Raw genomic sequence first — 19111 nt, forward strand, 5'->3', positions numbered from 1 at the left:
TACACGCTAGACGTGAAGCGCATGCTTCCCGCAGAACCAGTTTGCGTGGCTCCAGGGCCAACGACGGCGGTACGGGAAGTGGCCGGACAGGGAACGAAGAGAGCTCCCGACTCTGGTTCAGAAGCGGCAAATCCTGCGCTTCGCACGAATTTCGGTCCCTGTGGACCGGACGGCTGCCATTCATCCGCGGATGCAAGGGCGGCCCAATAGGAAGAGGTCAGATGGCCCGCAGGCGGACAAAACGCGACGCGATCGAGATTACCGATTGCCGTTTTGCTGCGCTGCATCTTCCGGCCATGACCACACATATCGGCGCGTTCAAGGCAGAGCTTCTGCGCGCCACACCCCCCAAACCATTCGCCTCGCATAGCGCCACCAGAAGGATGCCGGTCTTCCGGCGGCCTCTTGTCGGCGCGCGAGCGCGCGGAGTTCATTATGGCTACCAAGAGAATGCTGGTGGATGCCATCCACCCGGAAGAAACACGGATTGTCGTCACATCGGGTAACAGGCTCGACGAGTTCGACTTCGAATCGGCGACCCGCCGCCAGTTGCGGGGCAATATTTACCTCGCCAAGGTCACGCGCGTTGAGCCGTCCCTGCAGGCGGCTTTTGTCGAATATGGCGGCAATCGCCACGGCTTCCTCGCCTTCAGCGAAATTCACCCCGACTATTACCAGATCCCGGTCGCCGACCGCGAAGCGCTGCTGCGCGACGAAGAGGCCGAGGACGATCATCACGACGAAGCCGAAGAGATCGTCTCGCTGCCCGAGGGCGTGAGCGAGCCTGACGCCGAGGCCGATCCGCAGGAAACCGACGACGCCAGCCATATCGAGCAGGCGCCGGCCAATGCCGAGCCGGTCGAGTCGATCGGTGGTTCGGACGCGCTCGAGGAAGTGCCGGAGCGCCGTCGCCAGAGCCAGAATCGCCGCCACTACAAGATCCAGGAAGTGATCAAGCGCCGGCAGGTGATGCTGGTGCAGGTGGTTAAGGAAGAGCGCGGCAACAAGGGCGCGGCTCTCACCACCTATCTCTCGCTGGCCGGCCGCTATTCGGTGCTGATGCCCAATACCGCCCGTGGCGGCGGCATTTCGCGCAAGATCACCAACGCTGCCGACCGCAAGCGCCTCAAGGAAATAACCAGCGATCTCGAGGTGCCGCAGGGCATGGGCGTGATCCTGCGCACGGCCGGTGCCTCGCGCACCAAGGCCGAAGTGAAGCGCGACTTCGAATACCTGATGCGCCTGTGGGAAAGCGTGCGTTCGCTGACCCTCAAGTCGCAGGCGCCGTGCCTGGTCTATGAGGAAGGCTCGCTGATCAAGCGGACCATCCGCGATCTCTACAACAAGGAGATCGACGAAGTCTTCGTGGCGGGCGACGAGGCCTTCCGCGAGGCCAAGGACTTCATGAAGATGATCATGCCGAGCCACGCCAAGAACGTGCAGCTCTACAAGGAAGATCAGCCGCTCTTCTCCAAGTACGGCATCGAGCAGCAGCTCGACTCGATGTTCTCGCCTACGGTCACCCTGCCCTCTGGCGGCTATATCGTCATCAACCCGACCGAAGCGCTCGTTTCCATCGACGTGAACTCGGGCCGCTCCACCAAGGAGCACAATATCGAGGACACCGCGCTCCAGACCAATCTGGAAGCCGCCGAGGAAGTCGCCCGCCAGCTCCGCCTGCGCGACCTGGCCGGCCTCATCGTCATCGACTTCATCGACATGATGGAGAACCGCAGCAACCGCGCGGTCGAACGCAAGCTCAAGGATTGCCTCAAGGACGACCGCGCCCGCATCCAGGTCGGCCGCATCAGCCATTTCGGCCTGATGGAGATGAGCCGCCAGCGTATCCGCTTCGGCGTGGTCGAAAGCTCCACCCACAAGTGCCCGATCTGCGAAGGCACGGGCCTGGTGCGTTCGGTCGAGTCGCTGGCGCTGATGATCATGCGTCACATCGAGGACCATGTGCTGCGCCGCCAGGGCCAGTCGATCAATGTCCGCGTACCGGTCGAGGTTGCCCTCTACATCCTCAACTTCAAGCGCGAGACGCTGACGGCGCTGGAAATTCGCAACCAGCTGTCGATCACCATCACCGCCGACGGCAAGATGACCGGCAACCAGTTCGCCATCGAAAAGGGCGAGGCCCGCGTGATGGCCTATGCCGAACAGCGCGTCACCGAACATGTCCGTGTCGACAGCGCCGTCATCGATGATGAGGTCGAGGAAGACGAAGTCGTCGAGGAGAGCGAAGACGAGGACGCCGAAGAGCGTCCGGCTGCCGCAGCCGCCGAGGGTGCCGAAGGCGAAGGTCGCCGTCGTCGCCGTCGTCGCCGCCGTGGCGGTGCCGATCGCGGTGACGACACTGGCCAGCGCCCGCCACAGCAGCAGCGTGCGGCGCAGGCACCGAGCGTCGAAGCCGAAGCGACCGACGAGGATGGCGAAGGCGACGAGGATGAGAATTCCGCGCGTCCCGCCGGCGAGACCCAGGCCGAAGGCGAAATCCGCAAGCGCCGCCGTCGCGGGCGTCGCGGCGGTCGTCGCAATCGCCGTGATGGCGAGGAAGGTGCCGAACGGGCACCGTCCCCGGCAGGCGAAGGCGGCCTGACGGTCGCGGAAACCTCGGCCGTGGCAAGTGATCTGCTGGCACAGGACGAGATCGTGGCGGCCGAGCCGGCCGTTGCCGAGGCCGCACCGGTCGAGAAGCCCCGGCGTACGCGCCGCAAGAAGGTCGAGGAGACCGCCGAGGGAACCCCGGTCGACGCGGCTCCGGTTGACGCGGCTCCGGCCGAGATCGAGACGCCTGCGGCCGAGGCCGAGGCGGCTGCGACCGAGGACAAGCCCAAGCGCAAGCCGCGGGCCCGCAAGCCGAAGGCAGAGACCACCGAGGCGGCGCCCGCCGCATCGGTCAGCGAAGCAGCACCGGCTCCGGTGGCAGCAGCGGAAGCTGCACCCGCCGAGACCCCGAAGCCGCGCCGCGCCAAGAAGGAACTGCCGGCCGAAGGCATCGTCGTCTCGTCCAGCGCGCCCAAGGCGGAAGCCGAAGGCGAGCAGGCCGAGGCCCCCAAGAAGAAGGCCGGCTGGTGGCAGCGTCGCCTCGGTCTGGGCTAGGAACAACAAAGGCGGCCTCCGGGCCGCCTTTTTCATTATCCCGCCATGTCCCGCACCGCCCGCCTGCTCGACCTGCTGCAATTGCTGCGCAACCGATCGACCCCGATTACCGGTCCGGCGCTGGCGCAGGAACTCGGCATTTCCATCCGCTCGCTCTACCGCGACATCGCGACCCTGCAAGCGCAAGGCGCCGACGTCGTCGGTGAACCGGGCCTGGGCTACGTGCTCAGACCCGGCTTCACGCTGCCGCCGCTGATGTTCTCGGCCGACGAGATCGAGGCTATCGTGCTGGGCTCGCGCTGGGTGGCGGCCCGCGCCGATGACAGCAGGCTCAGCCAGTCGGCCCGCCAGGCCCTGAGCAAGATCACCGCCGTGTTGCCTGCCGAATTGCGCGAGCGCGCCGAGGCCACCAACCTGCTCGTGGCACGCATGGGCCTGGCGTCGGCCAGCATAGATGCCGGGGTAATCCGGCTGGCCATCCGCAATGAGCGCAAGCTGGTGATCACCTATAGGGGACCTGATGGCGGCGAAACCAACCGAACCATCTGGCCGTTTATGATCGGTTTTTTCGAACAGGTCCGTGTCGTCGCCGGTTGGTGCGAATTGCGGCAGGACTACCGCCATTTCCGCGTTGATCGCATTACCCGGCTCGAAGCGACCGACATCCGCTACCCGCGCCGGCGCGCCGTCATGCTCAAGGAGTGGCGCGCGCAACAGAATGTGCCACCCGTCTGACAGCCACTGCCGAAAACTGGCAGTCCCGGCCGGTAACGTCTCCCCATCAACAAGGAGACAGACATGCGCACACTCAACTACATCCTGCTCGCCGTCGCCGATCCCGCCGCGAGTGCCAGCTTCTACTCTGCACTGCTCGGCGTCCAGCCGGTGGAGAATTCGCCGACCTTCGTGCTCTATGTGCTGCCCAATGGCATCAAGCTGGGTCTGTGGATCAAGGGCGAGATCGAGCCTGCGCCGCGCGCGGCTGGCGGCATCGAAGTCTGCTTCAGCGAAGACGGTTACGACGCCGTCCGCACGACCTTCGATGACTGGGAGCAGAAGGCCAGGATCATCCAGCAGCCGACCGAGATGGATTTCGGCTTCACCTTCGTCGTTGAGGATCCCGATGGCCACCGCCTTCGCGTCTTTGCACCAGCGCCGCGCCCGCGCTGACGGAACCGATTTGCCGCTTGCGGCCTAGAGCGACGAAGGCGGCCCCCGGGCCGCCTTTTTCGTTCCGGCTCAGACCTGCCGGCTTTTCACCACCAGTTGCCGCCGCAGGATCTGCACGCCCTCCTCGGGCGTTCGCAGCAAGGTCAGGTTGGTATAATCGGCCTGGCCGGTCCGCTGCGGGTGAGTGTGTCCCGGCAGTTCCATCCGCCGTCGATCCGGCCCCAGATAGGTGCGCGTCTCGACATAGATGTGTTCCTGGCCGATCTGGTTCGCCAGCCGTGCGCTGAGGATGTGGCTGTTCTCGGGCAGGCAGATGACGTCGTCGAACCCCATCTCGATATAGTCCAGCACCTCGTCGGCCGGTCCGTCCTGCAGAAACAGCACGATCGGGGCGAAGCAGATATTGATCGAGCTGGCCCGGCGCAGCTTTGCCAGCAATTGCCGCTTGGCCTCGATGCCGATGCCATAATGCACCAGGAAGAAGAGCAGCCGGTGGGCGCTCCAGTCATTGGTGAAGTGGGAAAAGTCTGCAACGACGCCGAAGCCGACCTTCTGGCCGAGCGAAATCAGCGCGGCAGAATCGAACTCGTCATGAGCGACCACCAGGGCGGCACAATGGGCGAGCACGTCGGGGTCGGCAGCATGTGCATGCATGGCATGGACCTCCCATCCTTACCAACGCAGGCACAAGCATAGAGAACGGACATTAAGGCCGCTTTCCGTGGTCAGATAAATTTGGAAGCGCCGGACAGCGCGCGGCGTTGACCGCCACCGCCCTATTTCAGGAACGCCGCCATGCGCTCAAGCGCTTGTTCGATCGTTTCGCGCCGGCCGGCATACGAGAATCGCACATAGCGATTGCCCCCTGCCCGGTCGAAGTCGATGCCCGGCGTCGCCGCCACCCCTGCCTGGTCGAGCAGCGTTTCGCAAAAGCTCATCGAGTCATTCGAGAAGTCGGAAATTCCGGCATAGGCGTAGAATGCTCCGTCCGAGGCGGCCCCGATGTCGAAGCCCAGCGCGCGCAGTCCGTCGTTGAGCAGGCCTCGATTGGCGGCATAGCCGGCCTTCTGCTCCTCGGCATAGTCACGCTCCCCGAGCGCCACTGTCGCCGCGATCTGGCTCAGTGTCGGGGCCGAAATGAACAGATTCTGCTGCAGGATTTCGGCGCGACGGACCAGCTCATCGGGCAGCACCATCCAGCCGATGCGCCAGCCGGTCATGCAATAGTATTTGGAGAAGCTGTTGATGATGATGGCGTCGCGCGTCAGCTCGAGCGCGCTGACCGACGGGCCACGATAGTCGAGGCCGTGATAGATTTCGTCGGAGATCAAGCGCACGCCCAGCCGCTTGCAGGTGGCGACAATATCGGCAAGCTCGGCCCGATCCACAGCCGCGCCAGTGGGGTTGGCGGGGCTGGCAAACAGCAGCCCCTCGAATGGCGAGTCGGCGTGGGCGGCGGCGATATCGGCGCCGCTCAGCTTCCAGCCATTGGCCGGGGTGAGCGGGATTTCGACGATGCCAAAGCCCAGTCCCAGCAGGGTGTTCACATAGGCGGGGTAGCCCGGCCGGGTGATGGCGATCCTGGCGCCGGGGCGGAAGGCGGTGTGAAAGGCGATGATGAAGCCGGCGGACGACCCCATGGTGCAGACGATGGAGTCGGGGTCGACGGCGACGCCGTGCCAATCGGCATAATAGGCCGCCAGACCGTCACGCAGCTCGGCCATGCCCTTGGCATTGGTATAGCCCTGCGCCTGCGGCAGGGCCTTGCCGACCGCCTCGATCACCCGTGGCGCGGGTGGCGCGCCGGGCTCGCCGACTTCCAGGTGGCAGACGGTCTGGCCCGTCGCCTCTATCGCCTTGGCGCGTTTGAGGATTTCCATGGCGTGGAACGGCATAAGGCCGTCGGCGGGCTTCTCGGTCATGACTGCGTTCCTTGCTGGCCCCTTCGCCTAACCGCTTCGACAGCGTCCCTCAACAACAATTGATGCGGGTGTCAGGTCCGCGTTCACTCCCTGCTGCCAATGTGGCTTTGCGTCTGCTAGAAGGCTGGCCGACTAATGTATGGGGGAACCACCAGTTCATGTCGCGCGTCACTCTTGCCCTTGTCGCCCTCGTGGGCATCCTGGCCGGCGCCTTTGGCTATTCGGCACTGAACCGGCCAGCCCCGCAAACCGACATCCAGGCCGTGCAGGCCCTGATCGACGAAGCGATCTCCGCCTACGACGCCAAACAGGTCACGCAGGCCAGCAGCATCCCTCAGGATGTCGCCGCCATCGATCCCGCCGTGCTCAACCCGCTGATCGAATCCTATCTCATGAGCGACCCCAAGATCCTGCAGCGGATGTCTGTGGCGCTCGACACCACGATCCAGGCAGAGGAACGGTCGCAGGCGACCACGGCCATTGCCTCGATGCGCGAGGCCATTTTCAATGATCCGGGCCAGGTCGTGCTCGGCAATCCGGACGGCGACGTGACGCTGGTGGAGTTCTTCGACTACAATTGCGGCTATTGCCGCGCCGCCCTCCCCGATATGGCGACCCTGCTGGCTGAAGACCCCAATCTGCGCATCGTGCTCAAGGAATTCCCGATCCTTTCCAACGAGTCGATCGATGCGGCCCGCATCGCCGTGCTGGTCGGGAAGTCCGATGCCGACTACTGGAGCTTCCACGAAGCGCTGTTCACCAGCCGCAGCCAGGTCGACAAGCAGGTGGCACTGACCGCCGCCAAGGAACTCGGCCTGTCGCCGGTGGCGCTGGAGCTGGACATGGGAACGGAAGCCGTTTCCCAGACGATCCAGACCTCCTACGAGATCGCCCGCGCGCTCAACATCACCGGCACGCCGACCTACATCATCGGCAATGAGATCATCCCCGGCGCCATCGGCATCGATGAGCTGCGCAGCCGCATTGCCAATATGCGCAAATGCGGTGAAACCCAATGCGAGAGCTAAGCCCTACTTTTGCCGGGATTTTTGCCTTTTCAGTGCAATTCGTGTAACCGCGCTTGCGCCGGTACGAACTGCCGGTGCAAAAGGCAAAATCATGGCTAAGCGCGTTCTCGTCCTCAACGGCCCGAACCTCAATCTGCTCGGTACCCGCGAGCCCGATATCTATGGCGCGGCAACGCTCAAGGATGTCGAGACGCTGTGCAAGCAGACCGGCGAAGAGGTTGGCCTCAGCGTCGACTTCCGCCAGTCCAACCACGAGGGCGAGCTGGTCACCTGGATCCAGGATGCCCGCAAGACTGCCGATGCCATCCTCATCAACCCGGCTGCCTATTCGCACACCTCGGTCGCCATCCACGATGCCCTCAAAGCCGTCGGATTGCCGGTCGCGGAGGTGCATCTGAGCAATATCCACCAGCGCGAGGCCTTCCGGCACCATTCCTATGTGTCGGCGGTCGCATTTGGCGTCATTTGCGGCTTTGGCGTCACCGGGTATAGACTGGCGCTGATGGCGCTTGCCGATAAACTCAAATAACGATCAACGCGCCACGCGCGGGAGACCGACAAGAATGACCAAGTCATCGCAAGACGATCAGGACCTGATCCGGGCCATTGCCGAGCTGCTCAACAAGGAAAATCTCGCCGAGATCGAGATCGAGAAGGAAGATTTCCGCGTCCGCGTTACGCGCTCCTATGCCAATGAAGCGCCGGTCTATGCGCAGGCGCCGCAGTATTTCGCGCCCCAGCCGGCCGCCGCACCGGCGACCCTGGCGCCAGCCGGCTCGGTGCCACCTGCGGCTCCCGCTGCCGCCGAAGACCTGGCTTCCAATCCGGGCACCCTCACCTCCCCGATGGTCGGCACCGCCTATCGCTCGCCCGAGCCGGGCAAGCCGACCTTTGCCGAAGTCGGTACCAAGGTCACCGAGGGACAGACCCTCCTCATCATCGAAGCGATGAAGACGATGAACCAGATCCCGGCGCACCGCTCGGGCACCGTCACGCGCATCCTCGTCCAGGATGCCCAGCCGGTGGAATACGGCGAGCCACTCGTCGTCATCGAGTAAGGGGACCCCGATGTTTCAGAAGGTCCTCATCGCTAACAGAGGCGAAATCGCCCTGCGCATCCTGCGCGCCTGCAAGGAGCTCGGCATCCAGACCGTCGCGGTGCATTCCACCGCCGACGCCAATGCCATGCATGTGCGCCTCGCCGACGAAAGCGTCTGCATCGGCCCGCCGGCCGCCAAGGACAGCTATCTAAACATTCCCTCGATCATGGCCGCCTGCGAGATCACCGGCGCCGATGCCGTGCACCCGGGCTACGGCTTCCTGTCGGAAAATGCCCGCTTCGCCAAGATCCTGACCGAGCACAAGGTGACCTTCATCGGTCCCTCGTCGCACCATATCGAGATCATGGGCGACAAGATCACCGCCAAGAAAACGGCCGTCGAACTCGGCATTCCCGTGGTCCCCGGCTCGGCCGGCGCCGTGGAAAGCGACGAAGAGGCGATCCGGACCGCCAGGGAAATCGGCTATCCTGTGCTGATCAAGGCGACTGCCGGCGGTGGTGGCCGCGGCATGAAGGTGGCGAAGACCGAGGCCGACGTACTCGAAGCCTGGTCCACCGCGCGCACCGAGGCCAAGGCCGCGTTCGGCAATGACTCGGTCTATATGGAAAAGTACCTCGGCAAGCCGCGGCATATCGAGGTGCAGGTTCTCGGCGATGGCCAGGGCAATGCCGTGCATCTGGGCGTGCGCGACTGCTCGCTGCAGCGCCGGCACCAGAAGGTGTGGGAAGAAGCCGGTGGGCCGACCATCCTGCCCGAAGAGCGCGACAAGATCGGCGAGATCTGCGCCGCCGCGATGCGCAAGCTCAAATATTCGGGCGCAGGCACGATCGAGTTCCTGTACGAAAACGGCAATTTCTACTTCATCGAAATGAACACCCGCCTGCAGGTGGAGCACCCGGTCACCGAGCGCATCACCGGCATCGACATCGTCTATGAGCAGATCCGCGTCGCCTCCGGCGAAAAACTGTCGATGACGCAGAAGCAGGTGCAGTTCTATGGCCATGCCATCGAAGTGCGCATCAATGCCGAGGACCCGCAGACCTTCGCGCCCTCGCCGGGCACCATCACCTTCTACCACCCGGCTGGCGGCGTTGGCGTGCGCGTCGATTCGGCGGTCTATCAGGGCTACAAGATTCCGCCCTATTACGACTCGCTGATCGGCAAGCTCATCGTCTATGGCCGCACGCGTGACGAATGCCTGCAGCGCCTGCGCCGCGCCATCGACGAATTCGTGGTGGACGGCATCAAGACCACCCTGCCCCTGTTCCAGCGCCTGATCCGCGAGCCCGATATCCTGGCCGGCAATTACGACATCCACTGGCTGGAAAAATACCTGGCCGAGAACAAGGTCTGAGGCATTGAAGGGGCGCATTGCGCCCCTTTTGTCTGGTGCGGAGCCCGCCATGTCCAAACCCAGCCCCTTCGACATCGAAATCACCCCAGAACTGATCGTCCGGGCCTACCGCGCCGGCATCTTCCCGATGTCCGAGGATGCCGAGGACGAGGATTTGTTCTGGGTCAGCTCGGAAATGCGCGGCATCATCCCGTTGGATGGCTTCCATCTCTCCGCCAGCCTGCGCAAGGCGATCCGCAAGTCCGGCTTCACCGTCAAGGTCGATACCGATTTCGAAGCCATTATCGAGGGCTGCGCCACCGTGGGCGAGGATCGCGACACGACCTGGATCAACCGGACCATCCGCACCGTCTATGGCGAACTGTTCCGCCGCGGCGTGGCGCGTACGGTGGAGGTCTGGGATGGGCCAGAGCTGGTCGGCGGGCTCTATGGCCTGGCCATCGGCGGGGCCTTCTTCGGGGAATCGATGTTCCACCGCAAGACCAATGCCAGCAAGATGGCCATGGCGCATCTGGTGGAGCGGCTCAAGGCTGGTGGCTTCGTGCTGCTCGATACCCAGTTCGTGACGCCGCACCTGGCCTCGCTCGGCGGCATCGAGATCCCGCGCGAGGAGTACGAGGAGCGCCTCGCCGAAGCGCTGCTCGTGGCGGGTGACTGGTCGGCCTGGGACCGGCGCACCACTACTTGATGCGGAAGGCGATCTCGGTAACCGGATGACCCGAGGGGTCTTCGCCGGGGTCCTTGTGATAGATTTCAAGCCGCGTGGCGCCGACGAAACTGTCGCCTTGGACCGTACCGTCAAAGTCGTGGCCCTGCGCCCGCGCCCATTCATCGAGCTTCATATTGGCATCGTGGAGCTCGTGATAGGGCACCGTCGCCGTGATCGAGGCATATTTCCCTCCCGGCAGGGTGCCGGTGGCAAAGCGTCCCTCCGGTGGCAGCACCCGATCGGTGGGCATGCCCACCTGCATCTCCATGATACCGCCGGGAAAGAAGCTCACATAGTTGAAGAATGGCGCACCGGTCAGCTCGCCGCCTTTCTCCTTCACCCACTTGATGACATCGTCGATCAGGGGTGGCGCCTGCTCGGAAATTTCCGGCTGGCGCAGCTTGAGCAGGATGGCGGCAAAGGGCTGGAAGGCTTTTTCGACGATCATTGGTTCGGTCAGCATGGGGTCCTCCTTGGATGCAGCCACCCTAGCGCCCGCCGCGAGCCGCGCTTGATCGGGCTTGCGCTAATCGACCTGCGCCCCGCCCGTGGCATTGGCCAGCGTCGCCGTCATGCCCGCCGCCAGGTCGCTCGAGAGCAGCACGGCGGCATCGGCCACCTGGGCCAATGCGGTGATCCGGCGCAGCGGCGTGTCCTTGGCGAATTCCTGGTGGACCTCGTCGAAGGTCATGCCCTTCTCGTCCGCCCGCAGTTGCCAGGCTTCGCGCACGCCCGGTGCGTCGGGAGAGCCGGGTGAGCGCACCCAGCAGACGCGCACGCCCTGCGGGCCCTCCTCGATGCCCAGCTGGCGCAGGAAGTTCTCGACCGCAGCACAGGCAATGCCAAAGCCGCCGACATAGGCAACCGGCCAGCGCGCGACATTGGCGGTGATGCCGACAATGGCCCCGCCGCCATTCTCCCCCATATGCCGGGCGACCACGGTTCCGGTATTGAACCACGAAAGCATCGAAAGCCGGATCGGCTCCATCATGCGCTCGAAAGCCATGTCGCCCAGCAGCTCACCCTGGGTATCGGCCCAGGAGACACCGTTGAACATCAGCTTGACCGGGCCGGCCTTGGCCACGACGTCGGCCAGGTGCGCATCGACCGACAGGCGATCCATGACATCGAGCGTGGCGATCTCGGCCCGGCCGCCGGCAGCCGTGATCTCCCCGGCCACCGCCTCGAGCCCGGCGCGATTACGCGCCGCCAGGAAGACGCGGGCGCCTTCGCGCGCATAGGCTTTGGCGACTGCGCCACCGACGGCACCGCTGCCGCCATAGACGATGGCGGTCTTGTTGTTGAGCAGCATGCAATTTCCCTCCGGACCGACCACAGCCTCGTGCCACGGTACCCCGAGGTCAAGGACGGACGTGTTGGAGGCAAGCCGACAACAACGGCGCGAGAATCCATAGCCGTAGCGGCAGGCCCATAACCACCGCACGTCACCCTCGGGCTTGACCCGAGGGTGACGGCTGGTGGGTGGTGAGAGCTTTGGTGTTCAGCGCTGGTCCGGCGGCGGCACGTCGGTGCTGGTTTTGCACTCGATCAGCCAGACATCGTAGATCGCGTGGTCCACGGCATTGAGCGCCGGGCTGTCGGCAAACATCCATCCGGTGAAGATGCGCTTGGAAACGCCGGTCAGGCTGCGCTGGTCGACCTCGAGAAAGGCCGAGACGCGCTGCGCCTCGGTGGGCGGCCGGTTGTAGCAGGCACGCGGGGTGATCTCGAGCGCACCGAACAGCACCGTCTCGTCGATATAGACATCGAAGCGGGTGATGCGGCCAGTGATCTTGTCGAGCCCGGCGAAGGTCGCCACCGGATTGGCGATCGGCTGCGCCATGGCTGGCATGGCCATGGACAGGCATGCCAACCCCAGTGCCGGAACCAGCCGTTTCGCGAGAGTCAGAAGACTTGAGGCGCTCGGGCGCAAGGCGCCGCCCTTATTCAGGCGACCACGCGTCGTAGTCGCCGGTGACGCGGGGACGCTCGCCCTTGTTGAGCAGGCTGCCATCGGGGCGATAGGCTGCTGCCGTGCCCGTCAGGTTGGGCTGGTGCGGCTTCTCCCAGGCATGGGGGACATAGTTGCTCTTGGTCGGCACCACGTCGGTGCGATAGTGCATACAGCCATACCAGCCGGGCGGAATCGCCGAGGCGTCGGCCGGGCCGGCATAGGTCACATAGCGCCGATCGGCCTTGCGGTCCTGGTAGTATTTGTTGCCGAATTCGTCGCTGCCGACATAGTTGCCGAAGCGCCGGATCCATAGCCGCGTACCCCAGGTATTGCCGCTCCACCAGGAGAAGATTTCAGTGAGGAAGCTCTTGATACCGGGTTTGGCCAATTGTCGATTCCGCCGTCGAAAATGCGAGTTGGGGCGGGTTTATCATGGTGCACGGTGGGAGCCTAGCCCTCGTGCGGTTGTGTGATCGGGAAATCGTCGGCTGCAAACCGGCGGCACCTATGGGTGCGCCCGAGGCTGCCTGATGCTAGCCTGCCGGGCATGATCGAGAACCATAACCATTCCCACCTCTGGCCCGGCGTTCCGCTCGCCCTTGGCGCGGCCGTGCTGTTTGGCGCATCGGCTCCCCTGTCCAAGATATTGCTTGGCGTCGTCGATCCGTGGCTGCTCGCCGGCATCCTCTATCTTGGTGCCGGCCTGGGCCTGGCTCTCGTCCATTGGGGGCGGCCGGTATTGGGCCTAGCCATTGTCGAAGCGCCCCTGCAGCGGCCCGATATGCCATGGCTGGCTGCCGTGATCGTCTTTGGCGGCATGCTGGGGCCGCTCTTCCTGATGCTTGGCCTGTCCCAGACTTCGGCCGCCTCGGGGTCTCTGCTGCTCAATCTGGAGGGGCTGGCGACCATGGCGATTGCCTGGATCGTGTTCCGGGAAAATGTCGATCGTCGCCTGCTGCTCGGCGCGGCCGCGATTCTGGCCGGAGCGGTGCTGCTGTCATGGACCGGCCAGGGCCTGCAACTGGATACGGGCGGGCTGTTCATTGCCGCCGCGTGCCTCTGCTGGGGCATCGACAACAACCTGACGCGCAAGCTCTCGTCGGCAGACCCGGTGCAGATTGCCATGATCAAGGGCCTGGTGGCCGGCGCGACCAACTTTGCCATGGCCCTCGCGCTCGGCGCCCGACTGCCGAGCCTCCCCATCATTGCGGGAGGCGCCGTTGTCGGCTTCCTCGGCATCGGCGTAAGCCTTGTCCTGTTCATGCTGGGGCTGCGCCACCTCGGCACCGCCCGCACGGGCGCCTATTTCAGCCTCGCCCCGTTCATAGGGGCCGTGCTGGCGCTGCTGCTGTTCCGGGACGACCTGACTGTCCAGCTCGTCGTGGCCGGGCTGTTGATGGGCCTGGGCCTGTGGCTGCACCTTTCGGAGCGGCATGAGCATGTCCACGATCACGAAGCGCTTGAGCACGATCACGCGCATATCCACGATGATCATCATCAGCATGCCCATGATGGACCGGTGTCAGAGCCACATTCCCATGCCCACCGGCACGAACCGCTCCGCCACAAGCACCCGCACTATCCCGACTTGCATCACCGGCATGGGCATTAGGGGGGCGGATGCGGAGCAGCGGCGCTATGGTGTCTGCTGAGGGGTGGATTGCGGACAGGCCGGTGTCGAGGGCACAACGACCGCTTGGCGCCAAGAGCGGTCATTGGCCGCATTCGATGTTCGCAAATCTCCTCTCAGTCATTGGTGTTCCGACTTATCTGAGAATCACCTTCATTTGGCATCGGGCATGCCAGCGTCGATCCAGCGCGCGATGAGTTCGATCGTCTCGTCCGACAAGGGGTAGCTGAGGAACGGCATCCGCGGTGTGCTGACGCCCTGCAGGCGCCGGATCAACTCACTGCTCTTAGCGTTGCCACCGAGTAGAACTGGACCGTTGTCACCGCCGGCAACCGCATCGGCGTAGTTATCTAGCCGCAAACCACGAGCTGCGCCCTGTGGCCCGTGGCACATCGTGCAATGCTCGGAGAAAATGACCCCAACGGTGGACCAGTCTGGCGGTGAGGCTTCCGATTGATCGTCTCCCGCATGCGCTGCAAACGACATGATCGGCCAGATCAGCAGTGCACACACAAGTCTCATGACGGCATCCCCGCCCCGTGACCGCGCACGATAATAACATAACTTCGGCTCGCGCGTTTATATCTCCCGGTGCTAAACTTCCCCTGCACGACGCGGCATCCACGCTCGCGTCTGATGGGAGGGGACTATGAATGGGTATGTGTCTCTCACGCTTATAGCGTCGACATTTGCAACCTCGGCCTTTGCTGTGGATGTCGACCTGGACCAGCTTCGCAGCGATGTCGCGAAGTACAAGGATGTGACCGTCGCGCTCGCCGACGGATATATTTTACCCGAAAATCACTGCGTCTCGGCGAAAGGGGAAGGTCTGCCGCCCGAATTGGGCGCTATGGGCCTTCACTACATAAACCCCATGCTGCTCGAGATTACTGCAACGGCGCCGCGCGTTGACGGCAAGTCGACCTATACGGACTGGAAGCAGCCGTCGGTACTGATCTACGAACCCCAGGAGGACGGCTCGCTTGAGCTGGTGGCGGTCGAGAACCTGGTGTTCGAAGCCGCTTGGAACGGCGCGGCGAAAAGTGAGGAGTTGGTCCTCAACGGCCGCAAGTGGGATCACATGGCCGACGATGCATCGACGCCGGGCGATGAGGCACACGGCTTCATGCCCCACTACGATCAGCATGTCTGGCTTTTCCGGGAAAACCCGATGGGCGAGTTGATGCCGTTCAACCCCAACGCCGCGTGTGATCATCATAAACCCTGAAATAGCGGTCAGTGTCCGCCTGCCTATCCTGACGGACACTGACGTCTCCGGTCGGTTCTCACAAAGGTCGTCCTAGGTGCCGCAATGGCGGATACGAGGCCCGAAGTTGCCGAGCTTCCAGCAAGGATGACCGCCGTCCCTTGGAAATCTGTAGGGTTCCAGTTAAGCTCTTCCAGTCTGGTCTCTGGGAAAATCCGATGGACAACCACGCGTCATTCTTACGCGAGGCGATCGCCCTCTCGAAATCTGCCTTGCAGCACGGTGGCGAGCCGTTTGGCTCCGTGCTCGTGAAGAACGGCGAAGTCATCTTGCGCGCTGAAAACAGCGTCTTCAGCGGCCACGACATGACGAACCACGCCGAGATGAACTTAGTCAAACTTGCCGCACAGCATTACGACCCCGCATTTCTCGCCGACTGCACACTGTATTCCAGCACTGAGCCGTGCGCGATGTGCTCAGGGGCAATTTACTGGTCAGGCATCGGGCGTGTGGTGTTCGCTTGCTCTGAAGAGCGGCTTGGCGAGATTGCTGGAATCGGTTTGAACGTGCCGACCCGGGCTGTTCTGCAGACGGGTGCGCGCTCGGTCGACGTGGTTGGCCCGACGGACCTCGAAGAGGAGGCTGCCAAGGTGCATCAGGAATTCTGGCCGAGGCATCTGGGCAAGGCCTAGCGGCTACGCCAGAGTATGCCGTAACAGCGCCGGATAGCGCCCGCTTCCCGTGCAAGCGTGCCGTCTTGCCCGACCCCTCCAATGTCCGCTTCTAGGAAGCAGCTACGGCCGGCCGAACGGCCACTATGGGGTCGGAACCGGACCTGCCCCCGACTAAACCCTCAGCCCCGCCATCACCGCCGAGATCACCCGGTCCTTCTGCGCATCGGTCGCCCCGGCCAGGCCCTGGATGTGCAGTCCCTGGTCCAGCGTCTGCAGCATCTTGCCCAGGCCCGAGACATTGCTGCCATCAGCGATTTGCCCGCGCGCCAGTGCGTTGGCCAGGTTGCCGGCATAGAGCGCCTCGATTTCCTCGCCAGCTGCCAGCGCCTTGCCATAGGCGCCTTCAGGCACCGTGTCGCGCTGGGTCAGGGTGTTGATCATGAAGCAGCCATAGTATTCGCTGCCATATTGCAGCGAGCGCAGCACGGCCTCGATATTCTCCAGCCCCAGCGGCTGGCGGGTGAGTATCTCGCGATACTGCCCCAGCAGGTAGCCCAGGAACCGCTCCAAAGCCGCCTCGTAGAGCCCGGCCTTGCCGCCGAATTCCTTGTAGAGGCTGAAGCGGTTGAGGCCGGTATGCTCTACCAATGCGGCAAGATGAGCGCCCTCGTAGCCAAGCCGCCAGAACAGGCTCATCGCCTTGTCCAGCACCTCGCCGCGCTCATAGGTTCTGGGCCGCGCCATCTATAACAGACCGATCATTCTGAAATTCATTGACCACCGTCTCGACCGGAGTTATTCACCTATCGTTCTGAAACAGGAATCGTCCGATGTCTACCGGTTTCGCTGGCAGCCCTGTTTTTCCCGCCCGGCTTTCGGCGCTTGCCGGCCGTCCGAGCCATCTGGTGACGATTGGCCAATCGGACGCATCGGTCTGGCGCATCGAGGACGCCGGCGAAACGCTGTTCCTCAAGGCCGCGCCCCAGCACGCGCTGAGCGAATTGCCCGGCGAGGCCGAACGCCTGTCCTGGCTGGGCACCACGCCGGTTCCCGCGCCGCGACTGCTCGACAGCTTCACAGCGGATGGGCAGGACTGGCTGCTGATGACCGCCCTGCCCGGCATCGACCTGACGCACCTGGTCAATCAACCCGAAGTCTTGCGTAACGCTCTGGCGACGGGTCTGCGCGCCCTGCATGCGCTCGATCCCGCCACTTGCCCGTTTGGGAATCAACTCGATGTCAAGCTGGCGAGCGGTGGCGCCAACGTGGCCGCCGGTCGCGTCGATGAAACCGACTTCGATGCGTCCCGCGAGGGATGGACGGCGCAGCAGGTAATGGATTGGCTGCTGGAAAACCGGCCAGACAGCGAGGACCTCGTCGTCGCCCATGGCGATGCGAGCCTCCCCAACATCATGGCGCTGCATGGCGCCTTCTCTGGCGTCATCGACTGCGGACGGCTGGGCGTCGCCGATCGCTGGCAGGATCTCGCCCTCGCCTGTCGCAGCATCATCTACAATTGCGGGCAGGAGCATGTGGCCCCTTTCCTTGCCGCCTATGGAGCCGCCTGGGACGAAGAGCGCTATCGATATTACTGCACGCTGGACGAGCTGTTCTGATGGGCAGCCTGCGGCGATTCCTCGGCCTCTACTACGCCTATGTTTTCCTGTTCGACTTCATGCTGGCCTACGCCATCTATACGGCGCTGTTCGCGCTGGAGGGCATTTCGGTCGGGGAGATCGGCGTGCTCCTCGCCTTCTGGTCGGCTTCGGCCATTGTCCTCGAAATGCCTTCGGGCGCCCTGTCCGATCATTTCGACCGCCGCACCCTTCTGATAGCAGCGCCGCTGCTCAAGGCGCTCACCTTCGTCTGCTGGGGCGTGGCCCAGGGCAATTTCTGGCTCTATGGCCTGGGCTTCCTGTTCTGGAGCGCCGGACAGGCGCTGCAATCGGGCAGCCGCGAGGCCTTACTCTATGAGCGCCTGGCCGCGGCCGGCCGCAGTGAAGATTTCGACAAGGTGCTGGGGCGCGACAATGCCGCCGAGGGGCTGGGAATCGGTGCCGGGGCGCTGGTTGGTGGCTTCGTCGCCCAATATAATATGGATTGGGCGATCTGGTGGTCCATTCCGCCCCTGCTGATCGGCGCGGTCCTGGCCTTGGGGTTGCGCGATGTCAGGCAGGCACGGGTCGCCGAGCCCGGCGAGGCACCGATCACCTATCTCTCGCACTTCGCCGATGCCATTGGTGAATTCCGCCGTCACGCCGATCTGCGGTTCGTCACCGTCTACATGGCGGTGGGGCTGATTGCCTTTGAATTGCTGGAGGAGTTCGACCAGCTCTACTATCTCGCCGTGGCGGTGCCGATCTGGCTCTGGGGCGTGCTGGCCGGCGGGGTCGAACTGGTCTACGCCTATGCCAGCGTCGCTGCCCACCGGCTTGCTGGCCGTCGCTGGCTGGCCTGGGCCCTGCCCCTTTTGGGTGGCGCCCTGCTCGTCGTGGCCTCACTTGGGGACAATCCCTGGTATGTGCTGGCGCTTGAGCTGGCCTATGTCGCCATCGCTCCGGTGGCCGTGCTGGCCGAAGCGCGCTTTCACCGCCTCATGGATGGGCGCAGCCGCGCCACCACGACTTCGGCGCTGATCGTCGCCGAGAATGTCGTCGGCATCGGCGCAACCCTGCTGTTTGGATTTCTGGCCGATTGGCTGGGCATTCTTCCTGCCTATGGCTGGGCCGGGCTGGCCATGGTGCCTGTGGCGCTCTGGGTGGTGCTGGGCCATCGTCGCGGCATGGCCGCCATCGACTGAGCACCACCACTGGTAGTCAAACCACGATTGCCACTATTGGGCCAAAATTTCTGCGCTTGACAGCTTTGTCACCCGCCGATTCTGGCAATCGGCAGCATGGTTAGCGCACTATTAAGGGCCATCGGCAAAGCACGATCCCCTAGGATTCGCTTGGCTTTAGCGAGGCTTTCTCTGCTCACGTTTTGGGTCCTCACCCATTGTCTCAGCTCAGGTAAATCTCCTCGCTCAACACCGCGTTTTCCTTGCAGTTTGTCCCCGTAATCCACATATTAGGCCTACTAGTGGTTGTCGCGACGACCACCTTGGACACTAGACCTTGTGATTTCTGGCGTTGACGCCTCGTTTGAATCGGCAGAGTGTTTTCGACGGTCCGGTACATCAGTTGTAGCGGGCAAGCCCTGGGTGGAGCGCTGGCACAAGACCGGCGCCGGACCTGGGCGACAGGCAAGTTTCTCGAGCCCGCCTCCCGGGCTCGGTTGGTGAAGCGTCAACACAGA

General features: G+C 63.7%; 21 protein-coding genes. 13 read left to right on the top strand and 8 right to left on the bottom strand.

Annotated features, from left to right (window positions below):
- Positions 1-435 precede the first annotated feature (435 nt).
- The 3 genes from IH615_RS05490 (at position 436) to IH615_RS05500 (ending at position 4275) form a co-directional block, all read left to right on the top strand.
- Positions 436-3105, top strand: coding sequence for a ribonuclease E/G (locus tag IH615_RS05490; RefSeq protein WP_291360468.1), 2670 nt, complete (start codon positions 436-438; stop codon positions 3103-3105).
- A gap of 45 nt (positions 3106-3150) precedes the next feature.
- Complete coding sequence (locus IH615_RS05495) at positions 3151-3840, top strand: YafY family protein (RefSeq protein ID WP_291360469.1); 690 nt, start codon at positions 3151-3153, stop codon at positions 3838-3840.
- Positions 3841-3903: 63 nt separating this feature from the next.
- Positions 3904-4275: a VOC family protein gene (locus tag IH615_RS05500; protein ID WP_291360471.1), complete on the top strand. Its 372-nt coding sequence runs from the start codon at positions 3904-3906 to the stop codon at positions 4273-4275.
- Positions 4276-4344: 69 nt separating this feature from the next.
- Here the strand turns inward: IH615_RS05500 and IH615_RS05505 are convergent, their stop codons facing one another.
- Positions 4345-4929, bottom strand: coding sequence for a hypothetical protein (locus tag IH615_RS05505; RefSeq protein WP_291360473.1), 585 nt, complete (start codon positions 4927-4929; stop codon positions 4345-4347).
- A 122-nt stretch (positions 4930-5051) separates the two neighbouring features.
- Complete coding sequence (locus IH615_RS05510) at positions 5052-6197, bottom strand: aminotransferase class I/II-fold pyridoxal phosphate-dependent enzyme (RefSeq protein WP_291360475.1); 1146 nt, start codon at positions 6195-6197, stop codon at positions 5052-5054.
- 158 nt (positions 6198-6355) lie between these two features.
- On the opposite strand from IH615_RS05510, the gene IH615_RS05515 reads away from it, so the two are divergent.
- From IH615_RS05515 to aat, 5 genes are all read left to right on the top strand, one after another.
- Positions 6356-7225 carry a DsbA family protein gene (locus IH615_RS05515; RefSeq protein WP_291360477.1) on the top strand — a complete coding sequence of 290 codons (870 nt, stop codon included), beginning with the start codon at positions 6356-6358 and terminating at the stop codon, positions 7223-7225.
- Positions 7226-7316: 91 nt separating this feature from the next.
- Positions 7317-7754 (top strand): type II 3-dehydroquinate dehydratase, encoded by a 438-nt coding sequence (gene aroQ, locus IH615_RS05520; RefSeq protein WP_291360479.1) that lies wholly within the window; start codon positions 7317-7319, stop codon positions 7752-7754.
- A 34-nt stretch (positions 7755-7788) separates the two neighbouring features.
- Positions 7789-8283, top strand: coding sequence for an acetyl-CoA carboxylase biotin carboxyl carrier protein (accB, locus tag IH615_RS05525; RefSeq protein WP_291360481.1), 495 nt, complete (start codon positions 7789-7791; stop codon positions 8281-8283).
- Positions 8284-8293: 10 nt separating this feature from the next.
- A complete protein-coding gene (accC, locus tag IH615_RS05530; protein ID WP_291360482.1) occupies positions 8294-9640 on the top strand; it encodes an acetyl-CoA carboxylase biotin carboxylase subunit in 1347 nt (448 codons plus the stop codon).
- A gap of 49 nt (positions 9641-9689) precedes the next feature.
- On the top strand, positions 9690-10328 hold the full coding sequence (gene aat / locus IH615_RS05535; protein WP_291360484.1) for a leucyl/phenylalanyl-tRNA--protein transferase: 639 nt from the start codon (positions 9690-9692) through the stop codon (positions 10326-10328).
- Here the strand turns inward: aat and IH615_RS05540 are convergent.
- The 4 genes from IH615_RS05540 to IH615_RS05555 all read right to left on the bottom strand — a co-directional run bounded on the left by IH615_RS05540 (position 10321) and on the right by IH615_RS05555 (position 12676).
- Positions 10321-10812 carry a GyrI-like domain-containing protein gene (locus tag IH615_RS05540; protein WP_291360486.1) on the bottom strand — a complete coding sequence of 164 codons (492 nt, stop codon included), beginning with the start codon at positions 10810-10812 and terminating at the stop codon, positions 10321-10323. The genes aat and IH615_RS05540 overlap by 8 nt on opposite strands.
- Positions 10813-10875: 63 nt before the next feature.
- Entirely contained in the window at positions 10876-11661 is a 786-nt protein-coding gene (locus tag IH615_RS05545; RefSeq protein WP_291360488.1) for an SDR family oxidoreductase, read from the bottom strand.
- A 189-nt stretch (positions 11662-11850) separates the two neighbouring features.
- Positions 11851-12228, bottom strand: coding sequence for a DUF2155 domain-containing protein (locus IH615_RS05550; protein WP_291360514.1), 378 nt, complete (start codon positions 12226-12228; stop codon positions 11851-11853).
- Between the two features lie 64 nt (positions 12229-12292).
- Positions 12293-12676: an NADH:ubiquinone oxidoreductase subunit NDUFA12 gene (locus IH615_RS05555; RefSeq protein WP_291360516.1), complete on the bottom strand. Its 384-nt coding sequence runs from the start codon at positions 12674-12676 to the stop codon at positions 12293-12295.
- Positions 12677-12850: 174 nt separating this feature from the next.
- Here IH615_RS05555 and IH615_RS05560 point away from each other — a divergent pair, with 174 nt between their 5' ends.
- Positions 12851-13915, top strand: coding sequence for a DMT family transporter (locus tag IH615_RS05560; RefSeq protein ID WP_291360489.1), 1065 nt, complete (start codon positions 12851-12853; stop codon positions 13913-13915).
- A gap of 171 nt (positions 13916-14086) precedes the next feature.
- Here IH615_RS05560 and IH615_RS05565 read toward each other — a convergent pair whose 3' ends face one another.
- Positions 14087-14455, bottom strand: coding sequence for a c-type cytochrome domain-containing protein (locus IH615_RS05565; RefSeq protein ID WP_291360490.1), 369 nt, complete (start codon positions 14453-14455; stop codon positions 14087-14089).
- 127 nt (positions 14456-14582) lie between these two features.
- Here IH615_RS05565 and IH615_RS05570 point away from each other — a divergent pair, with 127 nt between their 5' ends.
- Both IH615_RS05570 and IH615_RS05575 read left to right on the top strand, forming a co-directional pair.
- Entirely contained in the window at positions 14583-15161 is a 579-nt protein-coding gene (locus IH615_RS05570) for a hypothetical protein (protein ID WP_291360491.1), read from the top strand.
- Positions 15162-15358: 197 nt separating this feature from the next.
- Entirely contained in the window at positions 15359-15832 is a 474-nt protein-coding gene (locus IH615_RS05575; protein ID WP_291360492.1) for a nucleoside deaminase, read from the top strand.
- Between the two features lie 153 nt (positions 15833-15985).
- Here the strand turns inward: IH615_RS05575 and IH615_RS05580 are convergent, their stop codons facing one another.
- Positions 15986-16558, bottom strand: a complete 573-nt coding sequence (locus IH615_RS05580; RefSeq protein ID WP_291360494.1) for a TetR/AcrR family transcriptional regulator — start codon at positions 16556-16558, stop codon at positions 15986-15988.
- An 86-nt stretch (positions 16559-16644) separates the two neighbouring features.
- On the opposite strand from IH615_RS05580, the gene IH615_RS05585 reads away from it, so the two are divergent.
- Together IH615_RS05585 and IH615_RS05590 are read left to right on the top strand one after the other, a co-directional pair.
- A complete protein-coding gene (locus IH615_RS05585; protein ID WP_291360495.1) occupies positions 16645-17430 on the top strand; it encodes an APH(3') family aminoglycoside O-phosphotransferase in 786 nt (261 codons plus the stop codon).
- Positions 17430-18614: an MFS transporter gene (locus IH615_RS05590; protein ID WP_291360497.1), complete on the top strand. Its 1185-nt coding sequence runs from the start codon at positions 17430-17432 to the stop codon at positions 18612-18614. The genes IH615_RS05585 and IH615_RS05590 overlap by 1 nt, the downstream gene beginning before the upstream one ends.
- Positions 18615-19111: the final 497 nt, after the last annotated feature.

The organism is Devosia sp. (genome assembly GCF_014860165.1).
Lineage (GTDB): Bacteria > Pseudomonadota > Alphaproteobacteria > Rhizobiales > Devosiaceae > Devosia.

Coding starts and splice junctions, on each gene's coding strand:
- IH615_RS05585 (WP_291360495.1), top strand. CDS start 16,645: ATGTCTACCGGTTTCGCTGGCAGCCCTGTTTTTCCCGCCCGGCTTTCG.
- IH615_RS05505 (WP_291360473.1), bottom strand. CDS start 4,929: ATGCATGCACATGCTGCCGACCCCGACGTGCTCGCCCATTGTGCCGCC.
- IH615_RS05575 (WP_291360492.1), top strand. CDS start 15,359: ATGGACAACCACGCGTCATTCTTACGCGAGGCGATCGCCCTCTCGAAA.
- IH615_RS05500 (WP_291360471.1), top strand. CDS start 3,904: ATGCGCACACTCAACTACATCCTGCTCGCCGTCGCCGATCCCGCCGCG.
- IH615_RS05565 (WP_291360490.1), bottom strand. CDS start 14,455: ATGAGACTTGTGTGTGCACTGCTGATCTGGCCGATCATGTCGTTTGCA.
- IH615_RS05545 (WP_291360488.1), bottom strand. CDS start 11,661: ATGCTGCTCAACAACAAGACCGCCATCGTCTATGGCGGCAGCGGTGCC.
- accC (WP_291360482.1), top strand. CDS start 8,294: ATGTTTCAGAAGGTCCTCATCGCTAACAGAGGCGAAATCGCCCTGCGC.
- IH615_RS05580 (WP_291360494.1), bottom strand. CDS start 16,558: ATGGCGCGGCCCAGAACCTATGAGCGCGGCGAGGTGCTGGACAAGGCG.
- IH615_RS05490 (WP_291360468.1), top strand. CDS start 436: ATGGCTACCAAGAGAATGCTGGTGGATGCCATCCACCCGGAAGAAACA.
- IH615_RS05590 (WP_291360497.1), top strand. CDS start 17,430: ATGGGCAGCCTGCGGCGATTCCTCGGCCTCTACTACGCCTATGTTTTC.
- aroQ (WP_291360479.1), top strand. CDS start 7,317: ATGGCTAAGCGCGTTCTCGTCCTCAACGGCCCGAACCTCAATCTGCTC.
- IH615_RS05540 (WP_291360486.1), bottom strand. CDS start 10,812: ATGCTGACCGAACCAATGATCGTCGAAAAAGCCTTCCAGCCCTTTGCC.
- accB (WP_291360481.1), top strand. CDS start 7,789: ATGACCAAGTCATCGCAAGACGATCAGGACCTGATCCGGGCCATTGCC.
- IH615_RS05510 (WP_291360475.1), bottom strand. CDS start 6,197: ATGACCGAGAAGCCCGCCGACGGCCTTATGCCGTTCCACGCCATGGAA.
- aat (WP_291360484.1), top strand. CDS start 9,690: ATGTCCAAACCCAGCCCCTTCGACATCGAAATCACCCCAGAACTGATC.
- IH615_RS05495 (WP_291360469.1), top strand. CDS start 3,151: ATGTCCCGCACCGCCCGCCTGCTCGACCTGCTGCAATTGCTGCGCAAC.
- IH615_RS05515 (WP_291360477.1), top strand. CDS start 6,356: ATGTCGCGCGTCACTCTTGCCCTTGTCGCCCTCGTGGGCATCCTGGCC.
- IH615_RS05570 (WP_291360491.1), top strand. CDS start 14,583: ATGAATGGGTATGTGTCTCTCACGCTTATAGCGTCGACATTTGCAACC.
- IH615_RS05560 (WP_291360489.1), top strand. CDS start 12,851: ATGATCGAGAACCATAACCATTCCCACCTCTGGCCCGGCGTTCCGCTC.